Raw genomic sequence first — 21,231 nt, 5'->3', positions numbered from 1 at the left:
CGTTTCCGTATGCCGACGGCTTGGGACGACGCTTAGAATGGCGCCCATTCAGGCTGTCGCGCAAGAATGCGACTACCATTGAGGTAGCGGCATATCACGAATGTCACGCTATTGCCCTAACTGGTTATCGCGCCTGCCGACACTGACAGCATCATGCTCACTATCCCCTTTCACATTCGTTATGTTTTGCATAGTGAAAGGTAAGGATTCCGTAAATGGTGCTGCGCAGATTGCAACCAGACCTGACAATAGGAGCGGTAGCAATGTATGGGAATGACAGTATGAAAATTTTACTGGTAGACGATGACGCTGAACTGGGACACATGCTGTGTGAATACCTTACGGCAGAAGGGTTCAGTACTTCACAGGTGATGAGCGGCAAAGAAGGGGTGGACGGCGCCATGTCCGATCAGTACACCGCGATGATTTTGGACATCATGCTGCCTGACATGAGCGGAATTGACGTACTGCGACAGGTGCGCCGTAACTGCTCGATTCCCATCATTATGTTGACGGCCAGAGGCGATAATATTGATCGCGTGATCGGGCTGGAAATGGGTGCGGACGATTATGTGCCAAAGCCGTGCTACCCGCGAGAATTGGTGGCGCGCCTGCGTGCGGTGTTGCGCCGTTATGAGGATAAGTCGGGAAAAAGCAAGGACACCGGGATGGTTATCTATGGTGAACTGGCGATCTGCTCTTTTACCCGCACCAGTGAATGGCGTGGGCAGGCATTTGATCTTACTGCGTCGGAGTTCAACTTGCTGGAGTTGCTGATGCGCTCGTCCGAGCGGGTAGTGACCAAGGATGAGTTGTCGGAGAAGTGTCTGGGGCGCCGCCGTGAAGCGTATGATCGCAGCGTCGATGTGCACATTAGTAATATCCGTCAAAAGCTGGCCGCGCTGAAAGGGTGTAATCTGATCATTGAGACGGTGCGCAGCGTTGGATACCGGATTCGTTAATCATGCATGGACGGTTGTTCTGGAAGATTCTGCTTGGGTTGTGGCTGACGTTTTTCGTCATTTCACAATTATTGTGGGTCGGATTCTCATTTTACGGCAGGCGTGACGAACCGCCGGAAGTGCGTATAGGAAGACATATCATGTCGCTACAAATGGCGCTGGCGACAAAAGCGTTACGTCAGGGCGGCATGGCGGAACTGGAGCGAACTCTGGCCGATTGGCCTAAGAGTGAACGCGGTTATATCAATGTCTCGATACTCAGCGACAATCAGCACGCCACTGCGATAAATCACCAACCATTACCGCAATCAGAAAGGCCGGGAGAGCTGCCAGCGCAGCTGGGACTGCTGGGGTTCGGACCGGTGCCGGGTGACGTGACGGACTGGCCGGATGCAGCATCGCTACAAGTAGTGGAGGGGCCTGATGGGCAGCGCTATCGAGTGCTCTTCAATACTATGCGCTTACAGCAAGATTTAATGCCGAAGAACGGCCCAGAGCCGTTGCCGTTTTTTCTTCATTTGCCGCCGCCGATGATCTGGATTGGCGCACTGGGTGGGTTGCTATTCAGCGGTATGCTGGCGTGGAATCTGTCGCGTCCGCTCAGCCGGTTGCGAGCCAGTTTTGAACGGGTTGCACAGGGAGATTTGTCGATACGGCTTTATCCGTCAATGCGGCGTCGCCATGATGAGATAGGTGATGTGGCACGCGACTTTGACGCCATGGTTAGCCGTTTGTCGATACTGGTGAGCGCGCGGGAACAACTACTGCACGATGTGTCCCACGAATTGCGATCACCGCTGGCACGGTTACAGTTGGCGATAGGGCTGGCGCGTCAGAATCCGGATAACGTAGAAAACGCATTGCAGCGCATCGAACGTGAAGCGGAGCGTATGGATAAGATGATTGGCGAAGTGCTGACGCTGTCCCGCGCGGAAAACAACGCCGTTAATAACGAAGAGTATTTCGACCTGCTTGGTCTGGTGATTGCAGTCGTTAACGATGCGCGCTATGAAGCGCAAGTGCCGGGGGTGGAGATTGCGCTTAGTGCCGGCGATTACGATGACTATACCGTCAAAGGCTCGGCGGAATTAATGCGACATGCGCTGGATAACATCATCCGCAATGCGCTGCGTTTCTCTTCGCGCGGCCAGCAGGTACTGGTTACGTTGTCTCGTGATGATAAGTCCCGTGATGATAAAGAGTGGTACATCGATGTGGCAGACAGCGGGCCGGGAGTGGAAGCCAGTAAACTCTCCAGCATTTTTGACCCTTTCATGCGCATCGATTCACCGCAGTCGGGCAAAGGGTATGGGCTGGGATTGGCTATTGCCCGCAAGGCGGTGGTAGCCCACGGTGGTCGTATTGAAGCGGAGAATCGTGCTCAGGGAGGGTTGCAGATCCGTATCTGCATTCCTCGCTGGCAGTAATTCGCAGGATAGCGCGCAGCATGTAATGACGGTGGGAATCATGACCTGATAAATCAAAACGGCACCCGCGCAGGTGCCGTTTTTCATGGTAGCGACTCGCTTATTTTTTGATGCGAATGACCGGGGTTTCCCCAACGACAACAGTGCCGGTCAGTTTGACCAACTCTTTGATCTCGTCCATGTTAGAGATAACCACCGGAGTCAGCGTGGACTTGGCTTTCTCTTCCAGCAACGACAGATCAAACTCGATCACCACATCGCCTTTCTTGACACGCTGCCCCTCTTCGGCAATACGCTTAAAGCCTTCGCCTTTCAGCTCAACGGTATCAATACCGAAGTGTACGAAGAGTTCGATACCCGTATCTGATTCGATGGAAAACGCATGGTTAGTTTCGAAGATTTTTCCAATGGTGCCGTCTACTGGCGCCACCATCTTGTTGCCGCTAGGTTTGATAGCAATACCATCGCCGACGATCTTCTCTGCGAAGACGACATCAGGCACGTCTTCGATATTGACGATTTCACCGGATAACGGGGCAATGATTTCGATGCTGCCAGCCTCTTTCTTGTCGTCAGAAACCAGAGATTTCAGTTTATCGAACAAACCCATGATTTTCTCCTAAGCATTAATATTGGGTCAGCACAGCGGTATCAGCAAAGCGTCTTTTCTTTAATGAACCGGCTTACCAGACTGCTTAACTCTTCTGCTGTCGGTTGGGCTAATGCCTGCTCCGCCAGCGCTTTCGCATCTTCATAGTTGGCATTGCGAATAATTTTCTTGATGCGAGGAATCGAGATGGCACTCATGCTGAACTCATCCAGACCCATCCCCAACAGCAGTAGTGTAGCACGTTCGTCGCCAGCGAGTTCACCACACATACCAGTCCACTTGCCTTCGGCGTGTGACGCGTCGATAACCTGTTTGATTAGAGTCAACACAGCCGGAGACATCGGGTTATAAAGATGAGAAATCAACTCGTTCCCACGATCTACCGCCAGAGTATACTGGGTTAAGTCATTTGTCCCAATACTAAAGAAGTCAACTTCCTTCGCCAGATGATGAGCGATAGCCGCAGCGGCTGGCGTTTCCACCATCACGCCGACTTCAATAGTTTCGTCAAATGCTTTGTTTTCGGCGCGTAACTGAGCTTTGAGCATCTCCAGCTCGGCTTTCAGCGTACGTACTTCTTCCACCGAGATGATCATCGGGAACATGATGCGCAGTTTGCCAAACGCGGAGGCACGCAGAATTGCGCGCAACTGCGAATGCAGAATTTCTTTGCGATCAAGACAGATACGAATCGCACGCCAGCCGAGGAACGGGTTCTCTTCTTCCGGCAGGTCCATGTACGGCAGGTCTTTATCGCCGCCGATATCCATAGTGCGCACAATCACCGCCTGCGCGCCCATCGCTTCTGCAACGGCTTTGTACGCCTGGAACTGCTCTTCTTCAGTCGGCAGGGCATCACGGTCCATAAACAGGAATTCGGTACGATACAGGCCCACACCTTCCGCGCCGTTACGCTCTGCACCGGCGATGTCACGCACCGTACCGATGTTGGCGCACACTTCCACCTGATGGCCGTCCAGCGTAATGGCCGGCAGGTCTTTCAGCTTGGCGAGTTCATATCTTTCGGTGTTGTACTGCTCCTGAACGGCTTTGAGCTGGTCAATAGTCGCCTGGTCAGGATTCTGGTAAATCTTGTTGTTCACCCCGTCCAGAATGATGAAATCGCCATTCTGAATTTTTTGGGTGGCATCGGTGGTGCCCACGATGGCCGGTAATTCCAGCGAACGCGCCATAATTGAGGTATGGGACGTACGGCCACCGATATCGGTGATGAAACCCAGCACTTTGTTCAGGTTCAATTGCGCGGTTTCAGACGGGGTCAGATCTTTGGCGATCAGAATCACTTCATCCTGAATGTCACCCAGATCAACGATATGCATACCCAAAATGTTTTTCAGCAGGCGCTTGCCGATATCGCGCATATCTGCAGCGCGCTCTTTCAGGTACTCGTCATCCAGCTCTTCCAGCGCTTTCGCCTGCGTCTCAATGACGGAATACGCCGCCGCATCGGCGGATGCGTGGTCGTCTTTAATCAGGGAGATGATTTCCTGCTCGAATTCCTCATCTTCCAGCAGCATGATATGCCCTTCGAAGATGGCTTCTTTCTCTGGCCCTAGCGTTTCAGCTGCCTTCTGCTTGATAGCTTCCAGTTGCTGAGAAGCTTTGGCGCGGCCTGCGATGAAACGTTCGATTTCCTTATCAACCTGATCTGCAGAGATTTTTTTCCGGTTGACGACAATGTCGTCATCTTTCAGTAGCAGCGCCTTACCAAAAGCAATTCCCGGTGATACTAATATGCCTGAAATCATAACCCTACCTTACTTGATTCTGACGTTCACTAAAGAGAGCGGGCCGTTTACTCAAGCTCAGCCATCAGTTTAACCAGATGTTCAACGGCTTGCTGTTCGTCTTCACCTTCGGCAGAAATAGTGACCACAGTACCCTGAGTCAGGCCGAGAGTCTGCAATTTAAACAGGCTTTTGGCGCTGGCGCTTTTGCCGTTAGAGGTGACGGTGATTTCAGAGGTAAATCCTTTGGCTTCTTTCACGAACTGTGCAGCTGGACGCGTGTGCAGGCCATTTGGAGCGGTAATCGTTACTTCTTGCTGGAACATTCTGTTTTCCCCAACTTGTTGGATTAGGTTCATGTTGTGGAACTAAAGTTTAGTGTATGGGTTAAACTTTAGCCTGTTTGGTTGCCCTGAATGGTTCAGGACAGGCCGGGATGCGGTTAAGGGAAACGGAATGCGCTTACCCCTGGTTAAGTCGGCAATGCCCTTGTAATTTTCCTGCGAGAGATAAAGCGTCCGGCCATGCTGCTCCATGTCGCAAGAATGATATCCGTATGCGTGGGCTCCGACGAATATTAATTTCACGCATCAAAATAATTGTCCGCTTAAATACTAAACCTGTCAGTGAAAAGCAATGTGCAAGTAGCAGAAAGTTTGAGCTCTGCCACAAAAAAGCACCCTGAAGGGTGCTTTTTTAACTTTTAAATCACATTCGTGGGAGGAAGCGCTTACTGCTGCAGTTCCTGTTCGGTGAATAGATCAGCAAATAGTGCCGTACTGAGGTAGCGCTCACCGGAAGAGGGCAGGATCACGACGATGGTCTTGTTGGCGAATTCTTCTTCTTTCAACAGATTAAGGGCAGCGGCTACCGCAGCACCGGAAGAGATGCCTGCCAGAATACCTTCTTCTTCCATCAGACGGCGTGCGGTGTTGATAGCCTCTTCGTTGGTGATGCGCTCAACACGATCAACCAGTTTCAGGTCCAGGTTGGCAGGAATAAATCCTGCACCGATGCCCTGAATCTTGTGCGGACCGGGTTTGATCTCTTCGCCAGCCAGCGCCTGCGTGATGACCGGCGAATCGGTCGGCTCAACGGCAACGGAGATAATCGCCTTACCTTTGGTCTGTTTGATATAGCGGCTGACGCCAGTTAACGTGCCGCCGGTGCCTACGCCGGCAATGAACACGTCCACTTCGCCGTCGGTATCTTCCCAGATTTCCGGGCCGGTGGTTTTTTCATGAATTTCCGGGTTGGCCGGGTTGCTGAACTGCTGCAGCAGCAGGTAATGTTCCGGGTCGCTGGCCACAATCTCTTCGGCTTTGGCGATAGCGCCTTTCATGCCTTTGGCGCCTTCGGTCAACACCAGGTTGGCACCCAGTGCTTTAAGGAGTTTGCGGCGCTCAAGGCTCATGGTTTCCGGCATTGTCAACGTCAGTTTGTAACCACGTGCGGCGGCCACATACGCCAGCGCAATACCGGTATTACCACTGGTCGGTTCTACGAGTTCGACGCCGGGCTTCAGCACACCGCGTTTTTCAGCATCCCAAATCAGGTTGGCGCCGATACGGCATTTTACACTGAAGCTGGGGTTACGTGATTCAACCTTAGCCAGAATTCGCCCATTGCCGATGCGATTCAGACGAACCAGAGGCGTGTGGCCGATAGTGAAAGAATTGTCTTCGTAGATCTTACTCATAGCCCGTCCTTAATAGCTGTATCAAAATTTTGCGAACCTCAGAGAGAATACTCGTTCAGGAAAGTCAGTGAAGTAAAGAATCGCTATATCGATATGTTCTGAGGAAATATATTTTCACTAATATCCAGTTATAGAACATCAACGCTAACATCCTGGAGCGCTCAGCTCCGATGCGGTGTGCCGGAAAGATGGCGATAGCGATCCACCCACAAGGCTGTCGCCCCACAGACGGCGACTGGCATGATCAACAGATTCAGTAATGGCACCATGGTGCATAGACTGACCAGCGCGCCAAACTGCAGATTCGTCAGCTTGTTTTGCCGCATCGCCTGACGCATAGCGGAAAAACCAATTTTGTGGTTGTCGAATGGGTAATCGCAGTACTGGATTGCCAACATCCAGGCACCAAACAGGAACCACAATACGGGTATCAACGTCTGGCCGACGCCGGGCACGAGATAGAGTAACAGCAGCACCAGCACTCTCGGCAAATAGTAGCCCAGCTTTTGAACTTCTCGCCGTATGATGCGGGGGACATCTTTGGCAATATCAACAATGCTGCTGGCAGGAAGAGGCTGGCCGGTTAATCTGGCTTCCAGTTGTTCCGCCAGCAACCCGTTGAACGGTGAGGCAATCAGGTTAGTGACAGTACTGAAAAAATAGCTGAACACCAGCAGTACGAAGACGGTCACCAGCGGCCAGAGCAGGTAACTCAGCCACTGCAGCCACTCTGGCACGTGGGTCATCACCAGTGGAATCCAGGCGCCAAGTTGGTGAAACAGCCACCAGAAGGCTCCGCCCATCAACAGAATATTCACCAGCATGGGAAGAATGACAAAACGTCGGATGCCGGGCAGTGAAAGAAGTTGCCAGCCTTTGAGAAAATAATGTAAGCCACTGTGTTTGGGATCAAGGTGTTGCGTGTAAGACATGATGCGGTTCTCACCTTATGATATGCAGGTTACGGCATCATATCGGGATGATTTTCAGCTGGCTAGTTGCGGTTTGCATGAAAAAACGGCAAAAAAATGCCTGCTGTCGATCTTTATTCTCATAAACTGGTGCACGGACTTGCACTTGGCTACACAGGCAAATACAGTTAGAGGTATGTGTATTTGCCGTAGTGGCAATGTTTGGAATAACTGGGATAGCAATGATGCAGGACCTGCGTCTGATCTTGATTGTTGTTGGCGCGATCGCAATTATAGCACTGTTACTGCATGGTCTTTGGACAAGCCGTAAAGAGCGTTCGTCCCTTTTCCGTGAGCGTCCGGTAAAGCGCCTGAAGCCAAAGCGTGGTGATACCCCGCTTGAAGAGCTTGATGACGGTGTCGGTGAAGTGCGGGTAACGCCTTCTCGCAGTCAAAAAAACGCGTCGCCAGACAACGTTGCACCTTCAGGTGATCGTTCAGAACCTTCTTTCAGGCAAGAGCCTGCAGTCTTTGATCCGTTACTGGATGATGTTGAACCGCAAGCGCCGTCGCGTCAGCCTGTTCAGCCTGCAGCGGTGCACGTCGAATCTTCACATCGTTCATCACCCTTTCAGCGCGCAGAACCCGTGCAGCCGGTTGATGAGCCGGAACCGCAAGCGTATAACTCACAGCCTGAGCCGACGCCTGAGGTTGCAGTGGCCGCACAGCATCAACAACATGAATTGCAACAGCAAGAAGCGGTGTTGGTGTTGCATGTAGCAGCGCATCAGGGCAGTGTGATTGGTGGTGAACTGTTGTTGCAAAGCGTGCTGCAGGCAGGTTTTCAGTTCGGCGAAATGAACATTTTCCATCGCCACGTTAACCCGGCGGGCAGTGGGCCAGTGTTATTCAGCCTGGCTAACATGGTCAAACCCGGTTCTTTTAATGTGGAAGCCATGTCTGAATTTTCCACGCCGGGCGTGTCGATTTTCATGATGGTGCCGTCTTATGGCGATGCCAGCCAGAATTTCAAGCTGATGCTACAGTCCGCTCAGCGTATCGCCGATGATGTCGGTGGCGTGGTGCTGGATGACGAGCGCCGCCTGATGACGCCGCAGAAAGTGGAAGCCTATAAAGCGCGTATCCGCGAAGTTATCAGGGCGAACAGCGTTCAGAGCGAATAATGACGATGTGTCGTTGGTCGTTGTATTTTTTAAAAGCCTCCGCAAGTGGAGGCTTTTTGTTTTTACCATGATAGTTCAACTGGCGAACACGCTGATTGTGTCAGCGTTGAGCATATACCCAAAATAATTCGAGTTGCAGGAAGGCGGCAAGAGAGTGACAAATTCGTTGGGAACGAATTTGACCAGCCAACGGCTGGCCTCCGGTGAGAGACAGGATGTCTCTCATTTCATCCCGATGAGCTTACTCAGGTAAGTGATTCGGGTGAGCGAACGCCGCCAACACACCTGCAACTTGAAGTATGACGGGTATAAACATACCCACTGGCGATAAGGTCACAGATTGTGAGCGGCAATAATACGTTAAAGCAGGAGTTGGGGCTGGTTCAGGGCATTGGGTTGTTATCGACCTCATTACTGGGGACTGGCGTATTTGCTGTGCCTGCATTAGTCGCAGAACAAGCGCAGGGCGATAGTCTTTGGGCCTGGCCGCTGCTGATTGTGCTGGTGTTTCCGATTGCCATCGTTTTTGCGTCGCTTGGTCGTCATTTTCCGAATGCTGGCGGCGCAGCGCATTTTGTCCGGCTGGCATTCGGACCTCGGTTGGCCAGGGTGACTGGGTGGCTGTTTTTGTCGGTTATTCCGGTTGGTTTGCCTGCGGCAATGCAGATTGCCTCTGGTTTCTGGCAAGCAGCCTTTGGGGTGAGTTCAGGGGGATTGCTGCTGGTACAATTGCTGACGCTGGTGGTGATTTGGTTGCTGGGAATGCGTAGCGCCGGTTCCAGCGCTACGGTGCAGACGCTGATTGCACTGTTGGTGGTGTTATTGGTCGTGGGGATCTGGTGGCAAGGTCGGATTATGCCATCCCAGATTCCATGGCCTGCACTGACGGAGATTAGCGGAGCGAAAATGCTGGACGCGCTGGCAGTCATGTTCTGGTGTTTCGTTGGGCTGGAAGCGTTTGCTCATCTGGCGACCGAGTTCAGATCACCCGAACGTGATTTTCCACGTGCGCTGCTGATAGGCATGTTGCTGGCGGGTGCGGTCTACTGGGGGTGTACTGTTGCGGTACTGCATTTCGGCGCTTACGGTCCTCATCAGGCTGCAACGGCGTCTTTGCCCACTGTGGTGGTGCGTCTGTTTGGCAGTCACGCATTGTGGCTGGCTTGCATCGTCGGTTACCTTGCCTGTTTTGCCAGTGTGAATATCTATACTCAGGGCTTTGCCCGGCTGGTGTGGTCACAAGCACCAGAAGGAAGCCGTCTGGCGCGGCTATCTGCATCGCGTGTGCCGGTAAATGCGTTGTCGTTGGTCGTGGCCTGTTGTCTTCTCTGCTGTTTGGCCATTTACTGGCTGCGGTTGCCGCTGTCTGAATTGATCGTTTACGCCAACGGTATTTTCATTCTGATTTATTTGCTGTGCATGTTGGCGGGGTGGCGGCTGTTGCAGGGACGCTCCCGCGTGATGGCGGGTATCGGCATCGTACTGTGCGCGGCGCTATTGCTGACGCTCGGTTGGAAGGCTCTGTATGCGTTAGGAATGTTGGCGGTGCTGTGGCTTATGCTGCCAGAAAGGCGCGAGGCTGTGGCGGTTGACTGAAGCCAGACAGGGCAAAAGCCTGTCTGGCTGAGTATCATTGCAGGATTACTGCGGGTCGGCGGGGGGCTGTTGCCCTGGCTCATTGTCTGCCGTTTTCGTTTCCAGCGCGCTTACTCGCTGTTCCAGTAGTGCGAGTTTCTCACGAGTGCGCAGCAACACCTGGGTTTGCACATCAAATTCTTCACGGCTGACCAGATCTAGCTTGCCCAACTGCGACTGTAAAATCTGACGGATTTTCTTCTCCATATCCTCGCCAAATTCCCGGATGCCTTTCGGCATGGATTCTTGCACCTGACGGGCAATCTGCTCTAACTTTTTCGGGTCAATCATGACGCTTTCCTGAACTGTTTTGACGAAATAGTGGAATACCACAAGTGTAATGCCAGACCTGTGTTGTATAAACAAAAAGTGATTTCAATACGATGAATTTTTCGAACCATAAGCGGGGTTGGAGATTGCCCGCACCTCAGGTTAGCGTTATAGTAGAACCGCTTATTCTCAGGGCGGGGTGCAATTCCCCACCGGCGGTAAACCAGTTTGTGCCATCAGGCTAGCTGGAAGCCCGCGAGCGCTCAGACAGTATCATCTGAGGTCAGCAGATCCGGTGTAATTCCGGGGCCGACGGTAATAGTCCGGATGGGAGAGAGTAACGGTTTCTGACAGGTTTGCACCTGCCCGCGTTATTTTTGCGTTTATGCCTGTTTGCTTTTTCAGTGCAAAAACGACTCCTCAAGTTCGCCCTGATTCTGGTAATCCATATTAATAATGAGGTTTTTTTACCATGAATCAGACTTTACTTTCCGAATTCGGTACCCCTGTTGAACGTGTTGAACGCGCGCTGGACGCATTGCGTAGCGGTCGTGGTGTGATGGTGCTGGATGATGAAGACAGGGAAAATGAAGGTGATATGATTTTCCCGGCTGAAACCATGACCGTTGAGCAAATGGCGCTCACCATTCGTCACGGCAGCGGTATTGTATGCCTGTGCATCACCGAAGAGCGCCGCCAGAAGCTGGAGCTGCCGATGATGGTGGAAAATAATTCCAGCCATTATCAGACGGCGTTCACTGTCACGATTGAAGCTGCTGAAGGCGTGACCACCGGTGTATCCGCCGCTGACCGCGTGACGACGGTTCGCGCGGCGATTGCCGATGACGCCCGTCCGAGCGATCTTAATCGCCCAGGTCATGTGTTCCCGCTGCGTGCACAGCCGGGCGGCGTGTTGGCGCGTGGTGGTCATACTGAAGCCACGGTGGATTTGATGCGTCTGGCAGGGTTTAAACCATTCGGCGTATTGTGCGAACTGACGAATGATGATGGTTCCATGGCTCGTGCGCCGGAAGTGATCACCTTTGCGAAACAGCACAATATGCCGGTGCTGACTATCGACGATCTGGTGGCTTATCGTCAGGCGGCTGAGCGTAAAGCGAGCTGATTGCCGCCAGGCAATGTCACACTTTTTTCGCAGGGCCGGTTTTCCGGCCCTGTGTTTTTCAGGCGTCAGGTTTGCGTGCCAGCAATGTGGCAAAGCGCAGTTTGAGGCGGTTGCCGTTGGCGTCGGTTTTGTGCAGCTCTCCCACATCTTCGTTGTATTTCACTATCTCCCAGTCACGATAATAGTCGTGTAATTCGTTGTGCCCAAAAGTGAACGAGAACGGCATTGGGCAGGGGAAATCGTCGGTGGACATGGCGGCGACAATCAGGTTATAGCCCCCAGCGACGGTATGTTTCTGCATGTTGCTGATGATCGCCGGAATGCACGAGCGCTCCAGAAACATGAACACTACCGTTGACAGGATGAAATCGTACTGATGGCGAATGTCAGCTTGATTGATATCGTGGACGAAAGCGTCAATTCGGCTGAGCGATTCATCGGCAATAATGTGATTGAGCTTATCAATGCTCAGGGCGTTCTTATCGCAGGCAGTGACATCAAACCCTTTCAGATTCAGGTAGAGCGCGTTACGACCACCGCCGCAGCCCAGATCCAGCGCTTTTCCCGGTTGCAGATAACGCAGGGCATCGATCACTTCCGAATGGGTGCGCGTCAGCTCATATTTCTTGTGATAATAGTCTTCTGGCGTGCAATAAAAGCCCAACTGACACTCCAGATCGTCTGAAAACGAGACAATACGATGCCAGCACTGCGGTTCAATATAGGGCGGTTGCTGTTGCGGCGAGAAGTGGAAGCGTTCTTTCGTCTCCCCTTGCTCTGTCAGCACGTCGAACGTCAGCTCACCGTTTAAAATATGCAGCTTCGCCCAGGTGCCTTGTTTGGTGTTGTGCTGTTCCTGAAATGCGGCAGGCAGCGTGCTGCTGTTCCAGACTGGCATCTGTTTATAGCACAGCAAGTCTTGTGGTTCTTGCCTGGTGGTTTCGTGCATAGTGGCCTCGTTGATTCAGTTCCTGACGCCATTTTATGCGTTGTTTAGCGGGATATCTATAAGTTGTATTTAAAATGCATTAAATAATGGTGGCAATGCGTCGCCGATGGGCCGAGCGGGATAGAACTGAATTAAGAGCTGAAGCGGTTTGATAAAAAACGGGGATGGCATCAGCCATCCCCGTTGATCAGCATCCGATGGGCGGTAATCTTAGCCGCAGCGGGTGCATTTCTGAGACTGGATCACCTGGAAGAAGTCGTTGCCTTTGTCATCCACCAGGATGAAGGCCGGGAAGTCTTCCACTTCGATTTTCCAGATAGCTTCCATACCCAGTTCCGGGTATTCCACACATTCCAGGCTCTTGATGCTATTCTGCGCCAGAATCGCTGCCGGGCCGCCGATGCTGCCGAGATAGAAGCCGCCGTGTTTTTTGCAGGCGTCGGTGACCTGTTGGCTGCGGTTGCCTTTGGCCAACATGATCATGCTGCCACCGTGGGATTGCAGCAGGTCAACATAGGAGTCCATGCGGCCCGCAGTGGTGGGGCCCAGCGAACCAGAGGCGTAACCTTCCGGCGTTTTGGCGGGACCCGCGTAGTAGATCGGATGATCTTTCACGTATTGCGGCAGTTCGCCGCCGTTATCCAGCAGTTCCTTCAGTTTGGCGTGGGCAATATCGCGCGCCACGATGATGGTGCCGTTAAGTGACAAGCGGGTGGAAACCGGATACTGCGACAGCGTTTTGAGGATATCCGCCATTGGGCGGTTCAGGTCGATGCGCACCACCTCGCCTTCGCCTGCATGACGCAGGTGTTCCGGAATGTATTTGCCGGGATTGGTTTCCAACTGTTCCAGCCAGATACCCTGACGGTTGATCTTGGCTTTGATATTGCGGTCCGCCGAGCAGGACACGCCCATGCCGACCGGACAGGAAGCGCCGTGGCGTGGCAGACGGATCACCCGCACATCGTGGGCGAAATATTTGCCGCCGAACTGGGCGCCTAGCCCTAAATTACGGGCTTCTTCCAGCAGTTCCTGCTCCAGCGCTACATCACGGAATGCCTGGCCGTGCTCATTACCTTCGGTCGGCAGTTCGTCATAGTAGCGAGTGGAGGCCAGCTTAACGGTTTTCAGGGTGGTTTCTGCCGAGGTGCCGCCGATAACGAAGGCAATATGGTACGGCGGGCAGGCTGCGGTACCCAGCGTACGCATTTTCTCCACCAGATAGTTTTTCAGTTTGCCCGGTGACAACAGCGCCTTGGTTTCCTGATACAGATAGGTCTTGTTGGCGGAACCGCCGCCTTTGGTGACGAACAGGAATTTATATTCATCGCCTTCGGTGCTGTAGAGGTCTATCTGCGCAGGCAGGTTGGTGCCGGTGTTGACCTCTTTGTACATATCCAATGCGGCATTCTGTGAATAGCGCAGGTTGTCTTCGATAAAGGTGTTGTATACCCCGCGCGACAGCGCTTCGGCATCGTTGCCGCCGGTCCACACACGTTGGCCTTTTTTGCCGACGATGATGGCGGTGCCGGTATCCTGACAGGTGGGCAGGATGCCTTTGGCGGCGATTTCGGAGTTACGCAGAAATTGCAGGGCGACATAACGGTCGTTTTCGCTGGCTTGTGGGTCGTGCAGAATATCGGCAACCTGTTGCTGGTGGGAAGGGCGCAGCAGGAAAGAGGCATCGTGGAATGCCTGCTGGGCCAACAGCGTTAGCCCTTGCGGGTCAACTTTGAGAATATCCTGGCCTTCAAACTGGCTGACGGAAACAAAGTCGCTGCTGATTAAACGATATTCGGTTTTATCTTTCGCTAATGGAAACGGCTCTTGGTAATAAAACGGTTTATTCGACATTTTCTTCTCACTTGCAGCTGCATAATTGAGTGATTTATCGGGTCTTATTTTCCGTTCAGGCTTTTGTGTCGGTCTTATTGTTGTGTCAATCGTCTCTGGCTCGGCGACAAAAGCAATAAACGTTGGGTGATATTCCTTAACGTGCGCCAGTACCGCGCCCCTTGAGGGATACCACCTCACATACTATGGCTTTATGACAGGTAGCACCACGCTGACAAGTCACATTATTTTTATCTCCGTCATGTTTTTGTCGAAAATATATCTCAGGCGGCAACCCAGCGTCGCTATTGGCAACAATTCCTCTGGCACCCTGCATATTAAATCATTTATTTAAATTAATTAAGTGCGAGGCATGACAGGTAGTTTTCCATTAAATACCGGTTTATTGTCAGCTCAATGACATTGGGCTGACCGATATTCATTCACGCTGCTCCAGCAGGGTATCTATCAACCACAACCCTGCCGGGCCGGGGGGCGACGGGCGTGACCAGGCGATATCCACCTCAATTTGCCGCGGCCAGCCTGACAGCGCCAGTTCCACCAGTCGGTTTTGCGCGTATTCGTCCACCAGCCAGCGCGGCAGCGTACTCCAGCCAAATCCCTGTTCCGCCATTTCCAGCAGCATCAGATACGACGGTGTTGACCAGGTGGCGCCTTCGGAACGTGGGCGCTCGTGCTGAGTATAAGTATGCAGGCACAGCTGGCGCTCCGTGGCGAGTTGTACCTGCGTTACCTGCGGCTGCTGTGCCAGCGGGTGGTTGTGGGCCACATAGACCGCCATTTCGGTTTTCACCTGTAACCGGGACACCGCAATGTCGATGGGGTAATGCGCCTGAGCCTGCAATACGCCGACGTGAGCACGCTGCGACTGCAACAGGTCCACCACGTCCTCGTCTTCCGCAATCAAGCATTCAAACTCTACATCAGGAAAACGCTCGGCGAAGCGTCGCAATACCGGATGGTAGTAGCGGCACTGCCAGGTGTCCGACAACACAAAGGTGAGCCGCGGCTCAACCTTGTCCGCCAGCCGAATCGCCAGCTCGTCCAGTGCCTCGCTGGCGGACAGAATTGCTTTGACGTGGCTGAGCACCTTGCGTCCTTCATCTGTCAGCACCGGTTGATGACCGCGCCTGTCGAACAGCGTCAGGCCCAAATCGGCTTCCAGATTCGCTACCGCGGTGCTAACGGTGGACTGGCTTTTTTGCAGGTGGCGTGCCGCGGCGGAAAACGAACCGGTGTTTACGGTTGCGATAAACGCCAGCAGGGATTCGGGGGAATAACGCATTGCGCACTCTATCGATTTTTTAGATGGAAACTAATTTAACACTATTGATTATTTCGATGAGAATGGCAACCCGTTGTCGCCGTCATGCCATCAGAAGGAGGAAAACATGCAACAGCGAATCCAGCAGAAAGCGCATCATCAGCAAAAAACATGGCGTGAGAGGGTGGTACATGCCATCGGTTTTGAAGTGATGGCATTGCTGATTTGTGCTCCCATCGGTGCCTGGGTGCTTGGGCGTTCTGTCCTTCAGGTTGGTATGCTGTCTGTCATGCTGTCCGGCGTGGCGATGGTCTGGAATGTGGCGTACAACAGTCTGTTTGATAGCCTGTGGCCGGTCAGCCGCGTTAAACGTAGCCTGTGGGTGCGTATCGGCCACGCGCTGGGCTTTGAAGGCGGTTTTATCCTGATTGGCTTGCCGCTGGCAGCGTGGATGTTGAATATCACGCTGCGGCAAGCGCTGATGGTGGAGATCGGTTTCTTCCTGTTTTTCCTGCCGTACACCATGGCCTACAACTGGCTATACGATGTATTGCGTGAACGGTTGCTGGCGGCCGTCGTACAGGGGCGCTAGCCCTATGGCACGACGAAAGGTGTAGCGGGATGGTGTCATTTCTTCTTGCGTCCGTGCTGGTTGCATAATGCGCCGATTGACTAACGCAACGACGCCCGGTATTCGGCGTAATCCGGCATATGGGGAATGCGCCACAGATACCAGGCGGCCAACGTGCGATAGGGGCGGCATGGCTCACTCATCTCCAGCATTGCTTTACGCGTCGGGTCCTGCGTTAAGCGATACAGGTAACGAAACCCCTGTTTGATGCCAAGATCGTCCACCGGCATGATATCCATCCGCTCCAGTGTAGAGATCAACAGCATTTCTACCGTCCAGCGTCCGATACCCTTCAAGGTGCAAAGGCGTTCTATCAGCGTGTCGTCATCCAGATGTTCTGCTGCCGCCCTGCCTGGCACCAGCCCGCTCAGCACCCCTTGCGCAATAGCTGTAACCGTGTCGATTTTACGGGCGGAAAAACCGCACTGGCGCAACACTGCCGGTTCGCATGTTGCCAGTTGTCTGGCGGAGGGAAACTCGTTTTCTTCCACTTCAAAACGTTGTTGTAGCTTGCTGATGATGGCAGCCGCAGCACGGTTACTGAGTTGCTGGCTGGCAACCGCCCGAATCAGCGCCTCGTAAGGTTCCCGTGTCGGGCGGCTTTCAAAGCGAATATGTCCGACACCGTCGATCAACCGTGCCCAGTGCCCGTCAATCGCGGACAAATGGGCGAGAGCCTGAGGTTCGTTAAATGGGAGCCGCGATGGCGTCATTGATTGGTATCCTTATTGTGGGTGATTCTAGTTGGTGATTCATTTCAGCAGGCAATGCTCTGCTAAGAGAGATATACTCAATTGTACTGGTTATTTGAACAGGTTATTGCATGAATTTCGAACTGTTTGCCGATGAGCCGCCGGAACGCCGGAATGAAACGCTGGCACCCGGTGCGATGTTGCTGCGAGGCTTTGCCTGGCAACAGGCCGGTGAATTGCTGGCCGCGCTGGAAATGGTGACGCAACGTGCGCCGTTTCGCCACATGGTGACGCCGGGCGGACATACCATGTCGGTGGCGATGAGCAATTGCGGGCCGCGGGGTTGGGTGAGCGACGAGCAGGGGTACCGCTACAGTACGCAAGACCCGCGGAGCGGCCAGCCGTGGCCTGCTATGCCAGCCTGCTTTTTGCAACTGTCGCAGGCGGCGGCCAGTGCCGCCGGATACCCCGGCTTTTCGCCAGATGCCTGCCTGATTAATCGTTACGCGGTGGGTGCCAAACTGTCGTTGCATCAGGACAAAGACGAGCAGGACTTACGCCAGCCGATTGTCTCAGTCTCACTGGGGTTAGGTGCAGTATTTCTGTTTGGCGGGAGGAAACGCAGTGACCCATGCCAGCGGCTGGCGCTGACGCACGGCGATGTGGTGGTGTGGGGTGGTCCGTCCCGACTGTATTACCACGCCATTTTGCCGCTTAAACGCGGGCCGCTGCCGGCGGGAATGTCGGATGAAGTGCGCTTTAATTTGACGTTTCGTAAAGTGTGAAGACTCGTAAAGTGTGAAGACGTTTCGTGAGGTGTGAAAGTCCCCCACAGCGTGGGGGACGAAAGGCATTACTTGGCGGTGAAGTGGAGGTATTCGAGGGCGTTTTCGCCAGCCATGCGGCCAGAGTTGAGCGCAAAGCCGAACGTACCGCCACCCAGCAGCAGGTCATAGGTGTCGCCGTACATACCGGCGGCATCGTTGCCGGTTACATACAGGCCTGGCACCGGGCTGCCGTTCGGACTGACAGCTTCCATTTTCTCGTTAATCTTCACGCCGCCGAGCGTACCGAGCGCCGCAGGCATCATCTTCACGGCATAGAACGGACCGGTTTTCACCGGACGCAAATAATCCATGTTCTTGTTGAAGACGTCGTCGCGTTTCTGGGCTGCGTAGCGGTTGTTGTCCTCAACTGTGCGTTTCAGCACTGCCGGGTCGATACCCATCTGTTTAGCCAGGTCGTCAAGACTGTTGCTTTTGAAGACAAAACCACGGTTTTTCTGGCTCTCTTTGGCGAACTCGTCATCAAATTTCACCAGTTTGGTATTAGCGATAACCCATTCGCCGATAGGTACATCGATACCATCATTGACTACGTGTTTGCGGGTATCGTCGTCAAAGATGGAATACATCACGCCGCCAGCCTTAGCCAGTGCGTTACCTGCGTGCGGCCAAATGATGACGATGGACTCATCGGTGAAGCGGCGTCCGGTTTTGTCCACCCACAGGTACGGCTGACGAGCCGCAGCCAGCATCTGGGAGTTGGGTGCATAATCCGGCAGGCCGGGACGGTAAGACTGCACCACGCCCATGCCTTCTTCCTTGGCACCGGCTTTCCATGCCATTTTGATGCCGTCGCCGTCTTTACCGATGTTGCCGACCATGATGGTGTCGGGCATAGCGACATATTTTTGCAGCATCTCTTTGTTGTTGGCGTAGCCGCCGGTGGCGACGATCACCGCTTTGGTGTCGATCTGGAACGGTTTGCCGTCGCTGCCTTCAGCGATTACGCCGGTAATTTTGCCATCTTTCATCACCAGATCTTTACCGGCGGTTTTCACCAGCGTGGTGACCTTCATGTTTTTGAACTGCTCATGAAAGGTTTTGATCAGGTAGCGACCGTGGCCGGGACCGTCGATAACGTGCCAGGTCAGCATTCCGCCCGGTCCGCCGGGGCCGATGTATTCAAACTTGATGCCTTTGGATTTCACCCACTCGATGGTGTCGGCAGAGCGATTCACGAAGGTGCGCACCACATACGGGTTGGCCATCCAGTGGCTGTATTCCATGATGGTCTTGAAGGCCATGTCTGGCGTAACCACGATGCCCTGGCGTTTCTGCATCGAGCTGTTGGCCGCGAAGATACCTTCTGCAAAATTGCCGGTGCCGCCGACTGCGGGTTGTTTTTCCAGCAACACCACGCTGGCGCCTTTCTCGGCTGCCGCCATGGTAGCGGCGGTGCCTGCAGCGCCTGCGCCGATCACGACCACGTCAGCACTTTTAGGAAGCTCGACCGGTTTGGCCGGCTCAGCGCTTTTAGCGGGTTCGGCAGCAGGTTCGGCCTGTCCTGATGCCTGAGCAGACGTAATTCCCAGCACCGAGAGGCACAAAGCCGCAAGGAGTTTTTTTCGGTATTGAACCATATTATTTTCCTTTTATTTTACGCGTGGAATGACGCGCCAAAAACCAGCGCGTCGTCCGGTATTCATTTCGCTTTAGCTTTGGCGTACGCCGCCTGAGACGCCTCATGTACTGCACCGCTGGTCATGGTGGCGCCGGAAACGCCATCGACGTTGATAGTCTTTTTCTCCGTCATGGTCTTAGCCAGCTCTTTAGCGGCTTCCCCGCCCACTTCCGGGGTTTCGTTGGGCGCATCGATAGTGGCTTTCTGCACCACGCCTGTGGCATCGACATCCAGCGTGACTGTCACGTCACCGCCGATGCCCTGCCCGGTGGCCGAGTAAGTTCCGGCTTTGAACTGACCTGCGTCTTCGGCAATCGCCGCCCCGGCGACCAGCAACAGACAACCTAATAATTTGATGGAGCTTTTTTTCATAACGTGCATTCACTCTGTGTGGTTGACATCATCAATAAACGGCAAAACGCACCGGGCTAGGGTGCCAGCAGCGTTTTTCCTTCTTCATGGCTGAGGTGACGAAACAACAGGCAACTCAGCGGTAATCCGGTTCCGAGCAGTAACAGCAGCAGGCTGAAATGGTTGATGTTCAGCAGCGGTTCGAGTTGAGAAAACAGGCGTAACGCCGGGAACGTCAGCGCCATGCTGAGCATGACGGCAATCAACTGACTGAGAATCATGATGTTATTGCCGCTGTTGTAGGTGTCGCTGCACAAATGACAGCAAGCCAGTGTGCTTTCCGCCGAGTGCAGCAGCGCAGTCAATACGCCGATGCCGACAGCACAGACGCCAATCACCGGCAGTAAATGGTGCTGGATAGCCAGACCGAGCAGCAGTACCTGCGCGGAAGCCAGCAACGTGCCGTAAATCAGCAAATTGCGGTAACCCAGCCAGCGGACCAGCGCTTCAAACATTAGCTTGGCCAGCAGGGCGCCGGTGGAAAACATCAGCATGATGAAACCGGCGATGGCAGGGGGCAGGCCCAGCGAGGTTTGGATCACCAACGACATCACCACCGGCAGCGAGGCCAGCAGCAGCCGGGTAAGTACGCCGCCCCATACGCCGACATAAAAGGAACGGATACTGAACAGGGAAACCGGCAGCAGGGCTTCGCGTCCCGGTAAATCGCTGCGCAGGTAGAACAGGGTGCAAAGGGTGCCGGCCAGACCCAGAAGCGCGATAACCGGTATCGACAGCAGGTGCCGCGGCGCGGCCACCAGCAGCAGCGTGACTGTCAGCAGAATGCCGATCAGTGGCAGCAGGCTGCGCATTGAAATCCGGCAGGTACGGACGCGAGCATCCGTCGGCAGGGTGTGCCATGCCAGCCACAGGCACAGTAGCGCCAGCGGAACCGGCGCGATAAAGATAGCTCGCCATGATAACCAGTCAGTCAGCAGGCTACCCAGTAACGGTCCGGTCAGGGTGCCGAACATGCCGAGCAGCGTCATGCGGTTGAGGAATGACAGCCGGGTATCGGCGGGGGTATATCGCAGTACTTGTGTGCGGATCACCGGCAGCAGTAACGCGCCGCCGGCTCCCTGAATAAAACGCCCCAGACCAAGGTGAAGAGCGGAGTCGGCATGAAAGCACAGTAGTGCGCCGCCGGTGAAGATAGTCAGCGCAGCCAGACAGGTGCGTCGCTCTCCCAAATGCTGGCTCAGCCAGCTGTTGATCGGGGTAAAGGCCACGACGGTGATGATGTAAGCCATAACGATAGGCTCCATACGCAGCACTGGCTGGTGCAGCGAGCGTGCTATCGCCGGTACGGCGACATACAGCATGGTGGTGTCCAGCGCTTGCATGAAGAACGCCACCGATGCCAGCCAGAAGAGTGCGCGAGGGCCGGTCATG

20 protein-coding genes and 1 riboswitch are annotated in these 21,231 nt (G+C 53.9%); of the genes, 7 read left to right on the top strand and 13 right to left on the bottom strand.

What is annotated here, in order from left to right; translation table 11 throughout:
- The first annotated feature begins 281 nt into the window (after positions 1 to 281).
- Together Dpoa569_RS15665 and Dpoa569_RS15660 are read left to right on the top strand one after the other, a co-directional pair.
- A complete protein-coding gene (locus Dpoa569_RS15665; protein ID WP_042873787.1) occupies positions 282 to 962 on the top strand; it encodes a response regulator transcription factor in 681 nt (226 codons plus the stop codon).
- A 2-nt stretch (positions 963 to 964) separates the two neighbouring features.
- Entirely contained in the window at positions 965 to 2,389 is a 1,425-nt protein-coding gene (locus Dpoa569_RS15660) for an ATP-binding protein (protein ID WP_042868777.1), read from the top strand.
- Between the two features lie 100 nt (positions 2,390 to 2,489).
- Here Dpoa569_RS15660 and crr read toward each other — a convergent pair whose 3' ends face one another.
- The 5 genes from crr to cysZ form a co-directional block, all read right to left on the bottom strand.
- Entirely contained in the window at positions 2,490 to 2,999 is a 510-nt protein-coding gene (crr, locus tag Dpoa569_RS15655) for a PTS glucose transporter subunit IIA (RefSeq protein WP_042868779.1), read from the bottom strand.
- 41 nt (positions 3,000 to 3,040) lie between these two features.
- Complete coding sequence (gene ptsI, locus Dpoa569_RS15650; protein ID WP_042868781.1) at positions 3,041 to 4,768, bottom strand: phosphoenolpyruvate-protein phosphotransferase PtsI; 1,728 nt, start codon at positions 4,766 to 4,768, stop codon at positions 3,041 to 3,043.
- A gap of 47 nt (positions 4,769 to 4,815) precedes the next feature.
- Positions 4,816 to 5,073, bottom strand: a complete 258-nt coding sequence (gene ptsH / locus Dpoa569_RS15645; protein ID WP_013316619.1) for a phosphocarrier protein Hpr — start codon at positions 5,071 to 5,073, stop codon at positions 4,816 to 4,818.
- A gap of 404 nt (positions 5,074 to 5,477) precedes the next feature.
- Complete coding sequence (gene cysK, locus Dpoa569_RS15640; RefSeq protein ID WP_042868782.1) at positions 5,478 to 6,446, bottom strand: cysteine synthase A; 969 nt, start codon at positions 6,444 to 6,446, stop codon at positions 5,478 to 5,480.
- Between the two features lie 161 nt (positions 6,447 to 6,607).
- Complete coding sequence (gene cysZ, locus Dpoa569_RS15635; RefSeq protein WP_042868785.1) at positions 6,608 to 7,378, bottom strand: sulfate transporter CysZ; 771 nt, start codon at positions 7,376 to 7,378, stop codon at positions 6,608 to 6,610.
- A 221-nt stretch (positions 7,379 to 7,599) separates the two neighbouring features.
- Between cysZ and zipA the strand changes: the two genes are divergently transcribed.
- The gene (gene zipA, locus Dpoa569_RS15630) at positions 7,600 to 8,541 is read left to right on the top strand and encodes a cell division protein ZipA (protein ID WP_042868787.1); all 942 of its coding nucleotides are present in this window, start codon (positions 7,600 to 7,602) and stop codon (positions 8,539 to 8,541) included.
- A gap of 342 nt (positions 8,542 to 8,883) precedes the next feature.
- Positions 8,884 to 10,137 carry an L-methionine/branched-chain amino acid transporter gene (gene yjeH / locus Dpoa569_RS15625; protein WP_042868789.1) on the top strand — a complete coding sequence of 418 codons (1,254 nt, stop codon included), beginning with the start codon at positions 8,884 to 8,886 and terminating at the stop codon, positions 10,135 to 10,137.
- Positions 10,138 to 10,182: 45 nt separating this feature from the next.
- On the opposite strand, the gene ubiK is transcribed toward yjeH, so the two are convergent.
- The gene (ubiK, locus tag Dpoa569_RS15620; protein WP_042868791.1) at positions 10,183 to 10,467 is read right to left on the bottom strand and encodes a ubiquinone biosynthesis accessory factor UbiK; all 285 of its coding nucleotides are present in this window, start codon (positions 10,465 to 10,467) and stop codon (positions 10,183 to 10,185) included.
- A gap of 160 nt (positions 10,468 to 10,627) precedes the next feature.
- A riboswitch (FMN riboswitch) is annotated at positions 10,628 to 10,789 on the top strand.
- Positions 10,790 to 10,918: 129 nt separating this feature from the next.
- On the opposite strand from ubiK, the gene ribB reads away from it, so the two are divergent.
- Entirely contained in the window at positions 10,919 to 11,572 is a 654-nt protein-coding gene (ribB, locus tag Dpoa569_RS15615) for a 3,4-dihydroxy-2-butanone-4-phosphate synthase (protein WP_042868793.1), read from the top strand.
- A 58-nt stretch (positions 11,573 to 11,630) separates the two neighbouring features.
- Here ribB and tehB read toward each other — a convergent pair whose 3' ends face one another.
- The 3 genes from tehB to Dpoa569_RS15600 form a co-directional block, all read right to left on the bottom strand.
- Positions 11,631 to 12,521 carry an SAM-dependent methyltransferase TehB gene (gene tehB, locus Dpoa569_RS15610; protein WP_042868796.1) on the bottom strand — a complete coding sequence of 297 codons (891 nt, stop codon included), beginning with the start codon at positions 12,519 to 12,521 and terminating at the stop codon, positions 11,631 to 11,633.
- A gap of 210 nt (positions 12,522 to 12,731) precedes the next feature.
- The gene (fumA, locus tag Dpoa569_RS15605; RefSeq protein WP_042868798.1) at positions 12,732 to 14,375 is read right to left on the bottom strand and encodes a class I fumarate hydratase FumA; all 1,644 of its coding nucleotides are present in this window, start codon (positions 14,373 to 14,375) and stop codon (positions 12,732 to 12,734) included.
- 418 nt (positions 14,376 to 14,793) lie between these two features.
- Positions 14,794 to 15,660, bottom strand: a complete 867-nt coding sequence (locus tag Dpoa569_RS15600) for a LysR family transcriptional regulator (RefSeq protein WP_042868800.1) — start codon at positions 15,658 to 15,660, stop codon at positions 14,794 to 14,796.
- Positions 15,661 to 15,766: 106 nt separating this feature from the next.
- Here Dpoa569_RS15600 and Dpoa569_RS15595 point away from each other — a divergent pair, with 106 nt between their 5' ends.
- Complete coding sequence (locus Dpoa569_RS15595; protein ID WP_050569394.1) at positions 15,767 to 16,231, top strand: multidrug/biocide efflux PACE transporter; 465 nt, start codon at positions 15,767 to 15,769, stop codon at positions 16,229 to 16,231.
- An 80-nt stretch (positions 16,232 to 16,311) separates the two neighbouring features.
- Here Dpoa569_RS15595 and Dpoa569_RS15590 read toward each other — a convergent pair whose 3' ends face one another.
- On the bottom strand, positions 16,312 to 16,983 hold the full coding sequence (locus Dpoa569_RS15590; RefSeq protein WP_042868802.1) for a DNA-3-methyladenine glycosylase family protein: 672 nt from the start codon (positions 16,981 to 16,983) through the stop codon (positions 16,312 to 16,314).
- 110 nt (positions 16,984 to 17,093) lie between these two features.
- On the opposite strand from Dpoa569_RS15590, the gene alkB reads away from it, so the two are divergent.
- Positions 17,094 to 17,747, top strand: a complete 654-nt coding sequence (gene alkB / locus Dpoa569_RS15585; RefSeq protein ID WP_042868804.1) for a DNA oxidative demethylase AlkB — start codon at positions 17,094 to 17,096, stop codon at positions 17,745 to 17,747.
- 68 nt (positions 17,748 to 17,815) lie between these two features.
- Here the strand turns inward: alkB and Dpoa569_RS15580 are convergent, their stop codons facing one another.
- The 3 genes from Dpoa569_RS15580 to Dpoa569_RS15570 form a co-directional block, all read right to left on the bottom strand.
- Positions 17,816 to 19,387: an FAD-dependent oxidoreductase gene (locus Dpoa569_RS15580; protein ID WP_042868806.1), complete on the bottom strand. Its 1,572-nt coding sequence runs from the start codon at positions 19,385 to 19,387 to the stop codon at positions 17,816 to 17,818.
- Positions 19,388 to 19,449: 62 nt separating this feature from the next.
- Complete coding sequence (locus Dpoa569_RS15575; RefSeq protein ID WP_042868808.1) at positions 19,450 to 19,800, bottom strand: FMN-binding protein; 351 nt, start codon at positions 19,798 to 19,800, stop codon at positions 19,450 to 19,452.
- Positions 19,801 to 19,856: 56 nt separating this feature from the next.
- On the bottom strand, positions 19,857 to 21,230 hold the full coding sequence (locus Dpoa569_RS15570) for an MFS transporter (RefSeq protein ID WP_146411525.1): 1,374 nt from the start codon (positions 21,228 to 21,230) through the stop codon (positions 19,857 to 19,859).
- Between the last annotated feature and the right edge of the window lies 1 nt (position 21,231).

This window comes from Dickeya poaceiphila (assembly GCF_007858975.2).
Lineage (GTDB): Bacteria > Pseudomonadota > Gammaproteobacteria > Enterobacterales > Enterobacteriaceae > Dickeya > Dickeya poaceiphila.
This window is presented reverse-complemented; position numbering and strand designations above follow the sequence as displayed.